Genomic DNA, 13693 nt, shown 5'->3' with positions numbered 1-13693 from the left:
ATATCACTCTCGGCGATTACACCTTACTGAATCAGGCTAAATAGCGCATCAAACATACCCTCCCATTCTAAAAACTAATAAATTTTTAATTAAAACCCATTTAAGAATTTCTAAGCAAAAATCAACCAGCAATAGATTGATATAATATGTCTCGCCTCATAAAATACGCTTTCGGAACATCACGAGAATGTGCAAAACACAGCGTACTGTATGATTCTGTATATTCATGATTTTTAATCTGAATAGTCTTGTATTAAGTCACCTTTAATTTTGTTTCAACTTGACAGAAAACTGTTTATTTAAAAGGATTTGTATGAAAAAGCATGTTTTAGCAATGGTTGTTGCTGCATCTATGGCAAGCGGCGTGATGATGAACGCACAGGCAGACACCACCACAGTAAGCGGCGGTACCGTTAATTTCGTCGGTCAGGTTGTTAACGCTGCCTGTTCAGTTGCTGCCGATTCTGTTGACCAGACCGTTATCCTGAGCCAGGTTCGTACCGTGAAGCTGACTCAAAGCGGAATGCTGGCGAATCAGAAAGAAGATTTCAACATTAAACTGGAAGATTGCGACACCACTGTCAGCCAGAACGCAGCGGTTATTTTCAACGCGCAGCAGGATGCAACTCAGCCGGGCGCTATGGCGAATACCGCGGGTGCAGGTTCCGCACAGAACGTGGCTCTGCAGCTGTTTGGACCGGACGGTAAAAACCTGGATCTGGGTACCACATCTTCTGCAATCGGCCTGATCAACGGTGAAAACATTATCCCACTGAGCGTTGACTACATCGCTACAGGCGCAGCAACACCAGGTAACGTAGCATCCACCGCTACCTTCCAGATGGTTTATTCCTAATCGAATTAGGATGCTGTCATCCCTCCTTCGTACGCCTGTACGAAGGAGGGATTTTTAATATAACCGACCGTTTTATATAGATTAAATACATAGGCTTAAACGGCATGTTTTATTCTATGTATTTGATTATGTATTCAATGAAGTGATATATAAATGAAACGAATTAATACTGTATCTTTGATAACGAAGCTGATTACGCATTCTTTTTTATTCGCAGCTACGGTGCTGACTACGGCTCACGCTGGGGGGATAGGCCTGGGCGCAACGCGTATTATTTACCCTCAGGGTGATAAACAGATTTCGTTACCTATTACGAACTCGTCTCAAAGCAATGCTTTTCTGGTGCAATCGTGGGTTGCGAACGCCGATCAATCGAAGTCCACAGACTTTATTGTCACGCCTCCACTTTTTGTTATGCATCCTAAAAAAGAAAACACCATCAGGATTATGTACGCTGGCCCAGATTTGCCGAAAGACAGAGAAAGCGTTTTTTATTTCAACAGCAAAGCTATCCCAGCCGTGGATAAAAGTAAGTTGCAGGGAAATACGTTGCAGATTGCGACGCAGAGCGTCATTAAGCTTTTTATTCGCCCAAAAAAATTGCCTACCCCGTCAATTGACGCGCCAAAGGCGCTGCGCTGCACGGTCAGTAACGGCAAGTTGACCATCAAAAACGCGTCGCCTTATTACGTGTCGCTGGTGCAATTCAAAGCGGGAAACGCAAAGTTAACCAATAACATGGTTCCGCCAATGAACAGCCTGGTCGTTGATCTACCTACCGGTAGCGGGAGCCAGGTGACGTTCCAGACCGTTAACGATTTCGGTGCTACCACCCCTGTTCAGACATGCCCTGGAGCATAATTTTCCCGGAAAAATACCGAACATAGCGCGTTGAAGCAGGCAGAGAAAAATGAAGTTTCGCAAGTATCAGACAAGGATAGTCAATCATCGTTTGGCCCCTCTCACGCTGGCCATGCTCGGCGCATTCGCATCCGTTAATGCGGATGCGGGCTATTATTTCAACCCTGCCTTTCTTTCAAGCGATCCTGCGGCGGTTGCTGATTTATCACGTTTTAGTAATGCTGGTCAGGCGCCAGGGGTCTATCGCGTGGACGTATGGCTGAATGACAATTTTTTAGCCACGCGCGACGTGACGTTTAACGTGCGCAAAAATTCAACACCTACGGATGACGATACGGGGCTGACGCCCTGCCTCTCGCGTAAGTCACTTGATGCGATGGGGGTAAATGTCGATGTCTTACCCGGTCTTAAGGACGAAAAAGCGGGCAACTGTGTCGATTTGCCGGCAGCCATTCCCGCTGCCACCACATTTTTTGATTTTGAACACCAGCGCCTGAATATCAGTATTCCGCAAGCGGCGCTGCGTAATAACGCGCGCGGGTACATTCCCCCTGAGCAATGGGACGAAGGCATTAACGCCCTGATGCTGAATTATGACTTTTCGGGTTCGCATAGTCACAATAGCGGTGATTACGGTTCGACGACAGACAACTATTTTCTGGGACTTAACAGTGGATTAAACCTGGGGCCGTGGCGGCTGCGGGATTTCTCTACATGGAGCTACAACAGCAGCGGCTCAGAGACCTACACCAACTGGGAACACATTAAAACCTATGTTGAACGTGCCGTTATCCCGCTAAAAAGCAAGCTAACAATCGGCGAGAACTATACCACTTCGGATGTCTTCGACAGCCTGCCATTCCGCGGGGTGCAGATCAATTCTGATGACAACATGCTGCCTGATAGTATGAAAGGTTTTGCGCCAACCATTCATGGGATCGCTAAATCTAACGCCCAGGTCACCATCAAACAAAACGGTTACACCATTTATCAAAGCTATGTGCCGCCCGGGGCGTTTGCCATTAACGATCTGTACCCCACCTCCTCCAGCGGTGACCTGAATGTAGAGGTCAAAGAATCTGACGGAACGATCAGCAGCTACTCTGTGCCCTATTCCGCGGTTCCGGTTTTGCAGCGTGAAGGCACCGTAAAATATGCCGCCACTGCGGCCCGCTATCGCAGTAACAGCGATCAGCAGGAGGACACAAACTTTGTCCAGGGAACGCTTATCTGGGGGTTACCAAAAGGATTCACCGTCTACGGTGGTACGCAGCTGACGGAAAAATACTCTGCCTTTGCGTTGGGTACCGGGGTGAACCTGGGGAATTTTGGCGCCGTATCGGCCGATCTCACCTCCGCACAAAGCGAACTGAGCGACGGTAGCTCACATAACGGGCAGTCAATACGTTTCTTATATGCAAAATCGTTGAACGGCATGGGCACCAATTTCCAGCTGTTAGGCTATCGCTATTCCACATCCGGTTTTTATACCCTGGATGAAACCACCTATAAGCAAATGAAAGGTTATGTCGGCCAGGACGATCCCAACGACCACACCGACGACAATCAGCCCGTGTGGACCGATTATTACAATCTGTACTACACCAAACGCGGCAAGCTGCAGGCCAATATTTCCCAACAGCTGGGAACTGCCGGGTCGATTTTCCTCAACGGCAGCCAGCAAACGTACTGGCATACCGATGAAAAAAATACGCTTATTCAACTGGGTTATAGCGGAACGGTTGCGGGCGTAACCTATAACCTGACCTACAACTACAATAAATCCCCTGGCATGAGTGAAAGCGATCGTATTTATTCTTTAACGCTCTCCTTCCCGCTCAATCTGTGGCTTCATCCAGGTGGAGATGTGACCAAACGTTTAAACAGCATTTACGCCACATACGGCATGAGCACCGATAACGACGGCAGGGTCAATAATACTGCCGGCATCAACGGAACGCTGCTTGAAGACAATAACCTCAGCTACAGCGTTCAGCAGGGATATCAGAACCAACATACCGGTGCCAGTGGAAGCATCAGCACGGAATATGATAGTGCCTACGGTAATGCGAGCCTGGGGTACAACTACAGTAACAATGGCGATTATCAACAGATCAATTACGGCCTCAGCGGCGGTATCGTCGCGCATCGCAACGGCATCACTTTAAGCCAGCCGTTGGGGGATACCAATGTCCTGATCGCCGCGCCGGGCGCAAGCAACGTTAAGGTCGAAGACGGCCCAGGGATCCATACCGACTGGCGTGGTTATGCGGTTGTGCCGTATGCCAGCGCATACCACCGTAACCGCATGGCGCTGAACACCAACTCGCTCAGCGACGATCTGGACATTGACGAGGCCGTTACCCACGTTGTTCCAACCCAGGGTGCCCTGGTTCGCGCCACCTTTAAGGCGCGCTCAGGAACGCGCGCGATGATTGCACTCATGCATAACGGGCGCCCTGTGCCCTTTGGCGCGGTTGTTACGCGCAGCGATGAAGGTGGGGACACCATCGTAGGCGATAACGGCGAAGCGTATCTGTCTGGGCTGGGCGAGACAGGGAGTCTGACAGCGCAATGGGGCGACACAGATGATAAAAAATGTGTTGCCGTTTACAAGCTAAGTGAAACAAAGCAGTCCCTCGTGCGTTTAAAAGCGGAGTGCCGATAAGTGAAAGTACGCATTATTTTTTTATTACTCAGCCTTACGGCTTCTACGCAAAGTCTGGCAGCGGTCTGCCATAACTTTGATCACAGCATTACGAATGTGAATTACGATCTGACGGCCACGCTGACAAAAGAACAAAACCAGCTGGGGCAGGCAGTTGAACTGGTTAAATCACAGGATGTGGGCGTAAACGCCATATGTGACTATCATCCAGATGGCGATTCTCGTACCTATCGCTCATACAGGAATACCTACCCGGTGATTTTCACGGAAGACCAGTGGCAGTATATGAATCTTGACCCGATCTATATTGCAGGGGCAATGCGGATAACCGATTCCGAAATTGGTGAATATTTTCCGCCTGGAGACTATATCCATATGGGTAAAGATTACAGGGTGGATAAAGAGGATATGAACATACCTTTCCCGGTATATGACTCCAACCTGGTATTCCGGTTAAAAATTATCAAACCTTTTATCGGCACGGTCATTATCCCCAGTAAAGTGATGTTTAATGTTTATATCACCACCGAAAATACCGACCCGTTGAATGATATTGTTTATCAAATAACATACAGCGGCGCGGTCACGGTGCCGCAAAACTGCATCATTAATGCGGGGCAAATCATTACGGTTGACCTGGGAAAACTCAACAGTTCTTCATTCACGAAAGCGGGTGAGAAACCTTCTAATGCGCCGGTAAAAACCTTTAATGTTCCCATCGAGTGTAATGCGGACGTGATTTCGCCTGCGCATCTTACGCTTCGACTGGTCGCCAACGCAGACAGCAACGTCGGCCAGGCGATCGCTACGGATAATAAAGATGTCGGCGTGGTGGTAACCAACGAAAATGGCACCGTCATGATACCTAACGACGCCTCCAGCACCGCTGATTTTATTACTGATAGTTCGGGCCATGCTGATGTCACGTTAAAAACCTACCCCATCAGCACGACAGGGAAGGCCCCGGCAGAAGGTCTGTTTACTGCGTTGGCCTGTTTACGTATCGATTTTGCGTAAGGGTGAAAAATGAGAGTCTTGTATTTTGTCGCCCTGGCGACACTGTTCTCTGGCATAGCAACAACGTACGCCGATGAGGGTTTTACAGTTAACCTCCAGATATACGGCACAATTATCGGCGAATCGTGTGAAGTTGATGTGAACAGTAAAGAACAAACGGTTGATTTAGGCGCATTCGATATATCTGAATTTCCCGCAACCGGAACAACGACGCCGGAAAAAGCGTTCACGATCGATCTTAAAAATTGTTCACGCGCCATTCAGGGGACAAAAATCTGGTTCAGCGGTATGCCGGATATCAATAACTCGGACCTGCTGGCGCTCAGCGACACGGGTAAAGGAACGGCTGGCGAAATGGCGACGGGCATTGGCGTAGAGCTTCTCAATGCCGGAATGAATCCGATTAAAATAAATAATACGGAATCCGAAATTTATCCCTTAAAGCAGGGAGATAATAGCCTGACGTTTAATTTACGGTACAAATCGACCCTGCCCGAGGTTACGACAGGGAATGCTACGGCCATCATGTATTTTGATCTGCTCTATCAGTAGGATGCGGAAATGAAAAAGTTTTTCACAATAATATTCACCGCGCTTTTTCTGGTGCCATTTTTTTCAGCGCGTACACTGGCGCACGACGGTACAATTTATATCACTGGCGTGATCCATAAAAAGACGTGCAGTATCGCGCCTGATTCTCAGAACCTGACCGTCACAATGGACAGCGTGCAAAGTAAATATTTCACCCAGTCAGGTATGGGCGCTGATTATCATCCGTTTGCTATTAATGTGGAAAACTGTGCCGGAACAGAAGGCTCAGTCAGTATTACCTTTGACGGCACACCCGATACAGCAAACCCGGATTTACTGACGCTCATCGGCGGTGAAGGCTACGCAACCGGTATCGGCGTAGGAATTTACAACCAGGACAAGTCGCTCATCTCTATGGGAAGTAAAAGCCAGAAGACGATGATTATTCCTAATCAAAGCGACGCGACTCTCCAGTTTTACGCCCGCTATGTTGCCACCGCAAACAAGGTCACCACGGGAACGGCAAATGCGACGACAACCTTTATTCTCAATTATGCGTAAGTGTGTTTATCCGGCGAAGATCCTGCTTCTCTTTTTTCTCTCCACCATCATGCTTCAGGCGCAAGCTGGCGTGGTGATCGGCGGAACGCGGTTTGTCTATCCGGAACGTGAGAAATCGATCAGCTTTTCCGTGCGTAACCCTTCTGACGAATCGTATCTGATCTACACCAAAGTCGAGCCGGGTGGCTTGTGGACTGGGGCGGATGCCCCACACGGGGTTCAATCCGCATTTGTGGCCACGCCGCAGCTGTTCTCATTGCGTCCGCAACGCGAAAACACGATTCGGCTGATATTTACGGGAGGAAAGTTACCCGAGAACCGGGAAACGCTGTTCACGTTAAACGTTGCGGCGATCCCTTCCGCTAATCCGCACACCACGGGTGTGCAAACGGCGGTACGTTCACGCTTTAAACTTTTTTATCGGCCCACCGGGCTCACCGGCAATCCTGATGATGCTTATCAGGCCTTACGCTGGTCACGAAACAAAAATAACGTCGTTGTGAATAATCCGACGCCTTACTACATCACGCTTTATCAGCTCAGCCTCGGCGGTAAGCGCATCGCTGATGGCGGCCTTGTCGCCCCTTTTAGCGAGCGAGCGCTCGAGGGTTGTCCAGACCCAGGGGTATGCCAGGTGCGCTGGCAAGCGATTAATGACTATGGACGCATTATGCCTGTTCGTACACAGGCACTGACGTCCTAGTCCCGTCTCTCTCTTTTACGGAATAACATCAATGGAAGTTTCAACCTCCCTTCGTCGCCTTTCGCTTCTGCTGGCCGCGACCCTGACTTTCTCAGCCGCAGCGCAGGCAGAGCAAGCGACGCCACAGCAGATTGAACAAACAGGAAAAGCCGCCGAAGCATATTTCGTCGCCCATCCTGAAAAAATGGGTGAAATTGTCTCTACCTATCTCGCTGAACATCCTGAGTTTTTAGTTGCGGCAGGGGAAAGCCTTCGCCAGCGTCAGGAGATAGCGCAGCAACAGGCCATGGTGCAAAATGTCATCCTCCATCGCGAGCAGCTGCTTGCTGGCGGCGATCCTGTTGTCGGGCCCGCCAACGCAAAAGTCGCCGTGGTGTCTTTTGTGGATGAGCAATGCGTGAACTGCAACGTCACAGAAACGCTTATCCATGCCAACCCGGATATCCGTTTTATCTTTAAAAAATTGCCTTCGGCCGGGTCGGCAAACAAAGTGTTACAGGACAATGTGAAGCTCGTGAAGCAGATCGGTTTTGCCAACGCGCCGGCGTTTGTGGTTTTACCCCAGGAAAAAGATCCGGTCATTCAGCGCATTAGCGTGATGTCAGGAAACGTCTCTTCCGATGCATTAATCATGGCGATCCAGAAAGCCAAAGGATAAGCCAGGATGCCCGATGACGCGCATGAGTGCGTCATCGGGCATCGAATTACTCCGGCAACAGCCCCACAAAACTGCGTTTCTTACGCGGCTCTGACATCAGCTCCTCAAGCTTATCCACGCACGCCAGATAGTGCGGCGTTTGCTTATGCGCCAGCACCGCCTCTTCGTCTTTGTAGGCCTCGTAGATAAAGAACCGGGTTTTCACCCTCGGGTCCTGCAACACGTCAAAGCGCAGGTTCCCCGGCTCCCTGATGGCTCCCTCATGGTTGGCGCGAAACACCTCAAGAAACTCGTCCACCCGCTCGGGCTTGATGTTAATCTCAACCAGCGTCACGTTCATTTTGCTTCTCCCTGTTTCTCTTCCTGCCAGAACTGGAACGCCTCCCGGGCGCTCACGTTCTCGTGAACCACTTTTTTCACCGCTTTCAGCATGGCGAGCGGCGCGCTGGACTGGAAGATATTGCGCCCCATGTCCACGCCGGACGCCCCCTGATCAATCGCCCGCCAGCACATCTCCAGCGCCTCGAGCTCCGGCAGCTTTTTGCCCCCGGCGATCACAATCGGCACCGGGCAGCTGGCGGTCACTTTTTCAAAGCCCTCGTCCACGTAGTAGGTTTTGACGAACTGCGCCCCCATCTCGGCGGCGATGCGGCTGGCGAGCGAGAAGTAGCGCGCGTCACGCGCCATCTCCTTGCCGACGCCCGTTACCGCCAGCGTTGGCATGCCGTAGCGTGCGCCCGCGTCCACCAGCTTAATGATGTTGTTAATCGACTGATGCTCAAACTCGCTTCCGATATACACCTGCGCCGCCACCGCGCAGACGTTCAGGCGCAGGGCATCCTCCATCGCCACCGCCACGCACTCGTTCGAGAGTTCCCCCAGAATCGAGTTACCGCCGGAGGCGCGCAGCACCACCGGTTTGTTTGTCGCGGCGGGCACCTGGCTTCGCAGAATGCCGCGGGTACACATCAGCACGTCGGTTTCGCCAAACAGCGGGGCGATGGAGAGATCGATACGCTCAAGGCCGGTGGTCGGCCCCTGAAAGTAGCCGTGGTCAAAGGCCAGCATTACCGTGCGGTTGCTCTGCGGGTTAAAGATGCGCGCCAGGCGGGACTGCATGCCCCAGTCCAGCGAGCCGCAGCCCTTCAGCGTGAACGGCACATTCTGCTGCGGCGTGCCGATGCCAAAATCCTTGCCGTCTTTGATGTCGTCTAAATCAGCCATTTGCTCCCCCGTCAGAAATCGTATTTGCTGATGTTCTCTTTGGTGAACACCACCCGCTCCGGCAGCAGCACGATGCCGTTGCCCTTCGCCTCATACTGATAGCCCTGCACGCTGTTCGGCTCCACCTTCAGGGCGCCGATACCTTTTACGTCCACGCTGTCGCCAGGGTTAAGATCGCCCTTTTTCAGCAGACGATCGGCGACATTGACCGCAATTTTGCCCTGTTGTACGACATCCCACAGGCCGAAGGCTTTCACCGTCCCGCGCTCAACGTACGGACGCATGACGTTCGGCGTGCTGAAGCCGACAATCGCCACCCCTTCCCGCTTCAGGTTTTCCGCCGCCTGCGCCGCCGCCGGCAGGGCGTTGGCGTCCGGCGCGATGATCGCGTCCAGATCCGGATACGCTTTTAAAATCCCCTCGGCGGTCTGCAGAGATTTGGTGGCGTCGTTATAGCCAAACTGGGTGGTCACGATCTGCCACTGGGGGTGATCTTTCTCGATTTTCGCCTTCGCCTCTTTCACCCACTGGTTCTGGTCGGTGACGGTCGGGCTGGAGTAGAAGAACGCCACTTTCGCGTTCGGTTTGGTGACCTGCTTGCCCGCCATCTCTACCAGCAGGCCGCCGAGCTGTTCCGGCGTCCCCTGGTTGATATAAATGCTGCGGCACTCCGGTTTGGTGTCGGAATCCCAGGTCAGCACCTTCACGCCGCGCTGCATCGCGCGCTTCAGCGCCGGGCAGAGACCGTCCGGCGACACGGCGGAGACGATAATGGCGTTATAGCCTTGGTTGACGAAGTTGTTGATGAGCTGCACCTGGCCGGAAACGCTCGGCTCTGTCGGGCCATCGTAGGTCACGTCTACGCCAAGATCTTTCCCCGCCTCTTTCGCGCCGTTGCCGCCGCTGGTGAAGAAACCCACGCCCACCAGCTTTGGGATAAAGGCAATGCGGTCCGCCGCCTGCGCCGAAGCGAAGCTGAGGGCCATTGCCAGGACGAGCAGTTTTGTTTTCATCTTACGCTCCGGATAGTTTTCTGAAGAGAGATCGCACCCATTCGCGGTGCAGACTTAGCGAACGTCCCATCACCACCACAACCAGCAGCGCCCCCGACAGCGCGCTCGACACCTGGTTGGGGATGCCGACCATCTGTAATCCCTGCTGGAGATACCCCACCAGCAGCGCCGCCAGCGCCGTACCCAGCACCGACCCTGAACCCCCGTAAATATTTGCCCCGCCGAGTACGGCGGCGGTGAGTGCGGGCATCAGCAAATCGCGCCCCAGATCCGAACGCGCAGAGCCGAAATAGGAGACCATCACCAGCGCGGCCACCGCCGACGCCACGCCCACCAGACCGTACAGCGCGTAGGGCATGCCGTTCACCGACAGCGCCGCATAGCGCGCCGCGCGCGGATTCTGGCCGATTAAAAACAGATGGCGGCCAAAGCGCCCGCGATGGGTAATCAGCCAGAAGAAGGCGGTAATCACCGCGAACAGCACCAGCGGGATCGGCAGCCCCAGCACCGTGAGGTTAGCGAACGCGGTAAAACCGTCCGGGAAGCCGCCGATGCCCTCGTAGCCCGTCGCCCCCGCCATGCCGGAGAGCAGCAGCGCGCCGCCGCCGTAGAGGTAGAGCGTGCCGAGGGTAATAACTAAAGGGCTAATGCCGGTGTAGTGGATCAGCGCCGCATTCACCAGCCCACACAGCAGGCCAAGCAGCAGCGTCAGCGGAACGGCGATCGTCATGGGCCACCCCGCCTGCATCATCACCCCCAGCGCGATGGCGCACAGGCCGATGGTGGAGCCCAGCGAAATGTCGATCCCGCCGCTGATAATCACCAGCGTCAGCGGCAGCGCCACGATGCCGATGCAGATGAAATCGCTGGTGCTGAACAGCAGCATGTTAACGTCGAGCATGCGCGGGTTAATGGCGCCGAAGAGCAGGATCTCCAGCACCAGCAATATCAGCAGCGCGCTTTCCCAGTTGAGCCTCATTTACGCCACCTCTTTGTTGCGTTTGGGAAACGGGGTAACGTGCTTTCCCCCTCTATTGCCAGGCTGGAACCGGCCATACTTCAGCGCCCGCTGATGGCGTGACAGCGCCTGGCGCAGCCGCCCGTCGAGCACCAGCACGCCCAGCAGCACCAGCCCGGCGATAAAATCGTTCCACCACGCCGGCAGCCTGAACAGCACCAGCACGGTGTCGATTTGAGTCAAGAAGAACGCGCCGAGGAACGCACCGACCAGCGTGCCGGTGCCGCCCAGCAGCGAAATGCCGCCGAGCACGCAGGCGGCAATGGCCTTCATCTCCAGCCCGCTGCCGGTCTGGTTGGGCACAAAGCCGATCTGCGCGGCAAAGACAATCCCGGCGCAGGCCGCCAGCATGCCGTTGAGGGTGAAGGCGATCATGCGCGTGCGGTTCACCGCCACGCCCAGCTGGCGCGCGGCGCCGAGGTTATCCCCCACCGCGTAAAAATCACGCCCGAACGAGGTGCGCGATAGCCCCCACGCGCCAACGACAACGAGAATCAACACTCCCACGCCGAGCGGTGAAATGCCGATGGCGGCAGGCTCGGAGAGAGATTTCAGCCCCGGCGGCAGCCCTTCAATCCACTTTCCGCCCGTCCAGAGCAGCATCGCTCCGCGGTACAGCCCCAGCGTGCCGAGGGTGGCGACAATCGCCGGAATGCGCAGCCCCACCACCAGAAAACCGTTGAACGCCCCCGCCAGCGCGCCAATCGACAGCGCAAAAAGTATCGATACCGGCAGGCTGTAGCCACCGTTGAGCGCCACGCCGACGGCAATGGCGGACAGCCCGACGGTCGAGCCCACGGAGACGTCGATATTGCGGGTCAGCATCACCAGCGCCGCACCGATGGCCAGCAGGATCAGGATCTGCGCGCTGGCGAAGATCATCCCCAGCGTTTGCAGGCTGAAGTAGGACGGATTCAGCGCCACCAGCACGGCGAACAGCGCCAGAATGGCAAGAAACGCGCTCAGCTCGCGGTTTTTGAGTAAGATCTTCATGATTGTCCTCCAAACGCCAGCGCCATCATCCGATCGAGACTGACGGCGTGGCGCGGCAGCTCGCCGCTGAGTACGCCCTGATGCATCACCAGCACGCGGTCCGCGAGGCCGGGAAATTCATCGAGATCGCTTGAGATCATCAGCACCGCAACATTCTGCGCCGCCACGCTTTTAATGAGCTGGTAGATATCGGCACGCGCCGACACGTCCACGCCGCGCGTCGGCTCATCGACGATCAGCAATAAAGGATTGGCCTCCAGACAGCGCGCCAACAGCACCTTCTGCTGGTTGCCGCCGGAGAGCGTGCGCACGGTTTGATCCGCATGATTGAGCTTGATCCCCAGCGCACGGTGATAGCGCTCCACCACCGCAGACTCCCGCTTTCGCTGCTGCCAGAGCGACGGCTCGTTCAGTGCCACCGTGTTCCAGCGGACAGGCGCGTCGAGAAACAGGCCGGACACCTGCCTGTCTTCCGGCAGATAAACCAGCCCTTTTTCCAGACGTAAACCCACCGGATCGGAGGTGATCTCCCGGCTCTCCAGCCACACCCGTCCGCCGCGTACGGGACGCAGGCCGTAGAGCGTTTCGGCAAACTCGGTGCGCCCGGATCCGACCAGTCCGGCAAGGCCGACGATCTCCCCGGCGTAAATCTCCAGGCTGAGATCGATAAAGCCCTCTCCGGTGAGATCTTCCACGCGCAGCACCGGAAAATCCTGCGGCTGGGTGCGGCGGTTTCCCGGTAGCGCCAGCCACAGCTTTTGCGCATCGCTTAAGCCTTTTTCGCGGCTGACCGGCGTCATGGCGGCGATCAGGGCGCTGTCGTCAAACTGGGCGGTTTCTCCGCTGAGCACCACCGCGCCGTCGCGCATCACCGAAACGTGGCTCGACAGCGTGCGGATTTCCGGCAGCTTATGCGAGATAAAGACGATCCCGACGCCGAACGCCTGTAAGGCGCGGATCTGGCGAAACAGCCGTTCGGTTTCGCCGGGCGTCAGCGAGGCCGTGGGCTCGTCGAGGATCAGAATTCTGGCGTTGCGCATCAGCCCGCGCAGGATCTCAACCATCTGCTGGTCCGCCACTTCCAGGGTGCTGGCCGTTGCATCAAGGTTAAGCTGACATTGCAGCTGCTGGAGTTTCTCCGCCAGCCGCTTTTCCCGATCGCGCTCGCGCGGCAGGCGGAACAGGATGTTTTCCCTCACGGTCAGGTTGGGGAAAAGCAGAGGCTCCTGCGGCACCAGATAAATGCCTAACCGATGCGCCTGCGCCGGGGTAAGCCGTGCAAAAGACTCGCCCGCAACCGAAAGTTCACCGCTATCCGGCGTTTCTACCCCGGCGATGATCTTCATCAGCGTCGATTTTCCCGCGCCGTTACCGCCCATAAGCGCATGCACCTGCCCCGCAAGCAGCGTGAAATCAATGCCTTTTAAGACCGGCACGCCTGAGAACTGCTTGCTGATATTTCGCGCGTTGAGAAGTGGTGTCATCATCGCTCCGCTATTGAACAAATGATTTTTAGATTTAATAATGTTCAAAAGCGTAGACGGTGAACTATATTTACAACCGTGCAGGGATCACAGTTTTATCGATTGA

Annotated in this window: 14 protein-coding genes; 8 read left to right on the top strand and 6 right to left on the bottom strand. The window is 54.5% G+C overall.

Annotated elements, in window-relative coordinates:
- The first annotated feature begins 313 nt into the window (after positions 1–313).
- From IM284_RS01130 to IM284_RS01095, 8 genes are all read left to right on the top strand, one after another.
- Positions 314–856 carry a fimbrial protein BcfA gene (locus IM284_RS01130; RefSeq protein ID WP_028014482.1) on the top strand — a complete coding sequence of 181 codons (543 nt, stop codon included), beginning with the start codon at positions 314–316 and terminating at the stop codon, positions 854–856.
- A gap of 153 nt (positions 857–1009) precedes the next feature.
- Positions 1010–1717 (top strand): fimbria/pilus periplasmic chaperone, encoded by a 708-nt coding sequence (locus IM284_RS01125; RefSeq protein WP_047367094.1) that lies wholly within the window; start codon positions 1010–1012, stop codon positions 1715–1717.
- Between the two features lie 49 nt (positions 1718–1766).
- Positions 1767–4385 (top strand): fimbrial biogenesis usher protein, encoded by a 2619-nt coding sequence (locus IM284_RS01120; protein ID WP_047367093.1) that lies wholly within the window; start codon positions 1767–1769, stop codon positions 4383–4385.
- Entirely contained in the window at positions 4386–5402 is a 1017-nt protein-coding gene (locus IM284_RS01115) for a fimbrial protein (RefSeq protein ID WP_047367092.1), read from the top strand. It abuts the gene before it with no gap.
- Between the two features lie 9 nt (positions 5403–5411).
- Complete coding sequence (locus IM284_RS01110) at positions 5412–5954, top strand: fimbrial protein (RefSeq protein WP_047367091.1); 543 nt, start codon at positions 5412–5414, stop codon at positions 5952–5954.
- Positions 5955–5963: 9 nt separating this feature from the next.
- Positions 5964–6494 carry a fimbrial protein gene (locus IM284_RS01105; RefSeq protein ID WP_028014487.1) on the top strand — a complete coding sequence of 177 codons (531 nt, stop codon included), beginning with the start codon at positions 5964–5966 and terminating at the stop codon, positions 6492–6494.
- Positions 6460–7197, top strand: a complete 738-nt coding sequence (locus tag IM284_RS01100; RefSeq protein ID WP_047367090.1) for a molecular chaperone — start codon at positions 6460–6462, stop codon at positions 7195–7197. The genes IM284_RS01105 and IM284_RS01100 overlap by 35 nt, the downstream gene beginning before the upstream one ends.
- A 31-nt stretch (positions 7198–7228) precedes the next feature.
- Complete coding sequence (locus IM284_RS01095; RefSeq protein WP_052954297.1) at positions 7229–7855, top strand: hypothetical protein; 627 nt, start codon at positions 7229–7231, stop codon at positions 7853–7855.
- A 46-nt stretch (positions 7856–7901) separates the two neighbouring features.
- Here IM284_RS01095 and lsrG read toward each other — a convergent pair whose 3' ends face one another.
- Genes lsrG through lsrA form a run of 6 tightly spaced genes read right to left on the bottom strand, consistent with a single transcriptional unit; the run spans position 7902 to position 13587 of the window.
- Entirely contained in the window at positions 7902–8195 is a 294-nt protein-coding gene (lsrG, locus tag IM284_RS01090; RefSeq protein ID WP_044597614.1) for a (4S)-4-hydroxy-5-phosphonooxypentane-2,3-dione isomerase, read from the bottom strand.
- Entirely contained in the window at positions 8192–9079 is an 888-nt protein-coding gene (lsrF, locus tag IM284_RS01085; RefSeq protein WP_028014491.1) for a 3-hydroxy-5-phosphonooxypentane-2,4-dione thiolase, read from the bottom strand. The genes lsrG and lsrF overlap by 4 nt, the downstream gene beginning before the upstream one ends.
- Before the next feature lie 11 nt (positions 9080–9090).
- Positions 9091–10092: an autoinducer 2 ABC transporter substrate-binding protein LsrB gene (gene lsrB / locus IM284_RS01080; RefSeq protein WP_047367089.1), complete on the bottom strand. Its 1002-nt coding sequence runs from the start codon at positions 10090–10092 to the stop codon at positions 9091–9093.
- A gap of 1 nt (position 10093) precedes the next feature.
- Positions 10094–11071: an autoinducer 2 ABC transporter permease LsrD gene (gene lsrD, locus IM284_RS01075; RefSeq protein WP_047367088.1), complete on the bottom strand. Its 978-nt coding sequence runs from the start codon at positions 11069–11071 to the stop codon at positions 10094–10096.
- Entirely contained in the window at positions 11072–12103 is a 1032-nt protein-coding gene (gene lsrC / locus IM284_RS01070) for an autoinducer 2 ABC transporter permease LsrC (RefSeq protein WP_047367087.1), read from the bottom strand.
- Positions 12100–13587 (bottom strand): autoinducer 2 ABC transporter ATP-binding protein LsrA, encoded by a 1488-nt coding sequence (lsrA, locus tag IM284_RS01065; protein ID WP_047367086.1) that lies wholly within the window; start codon positions 13585–13587, stop codon positions 12100–12102. Before lsrA ends, lsrC begins: the two co-directional genes overlap by 4 nt.
- Positions 13588–13693 lie beyond the last annotated feature (106 nt).

The organism is Enterobacter cloacae complex sp. P12RS, from assembly GCF_014895875.1.
In the GTDB taxonomy this organism is placed as follows: Bacteria; Pseudomonadota; Gammaproteobacteria; order Enterobacterales; family Enterobacteriaceae; genus Enterobacter; species Enterobacter bugandensis.
The sequence above is the reverse complement of the archived record's forward strand: the minus strand, read 5'-3'. Positions and strand labels throughout refer to the sequence as shown.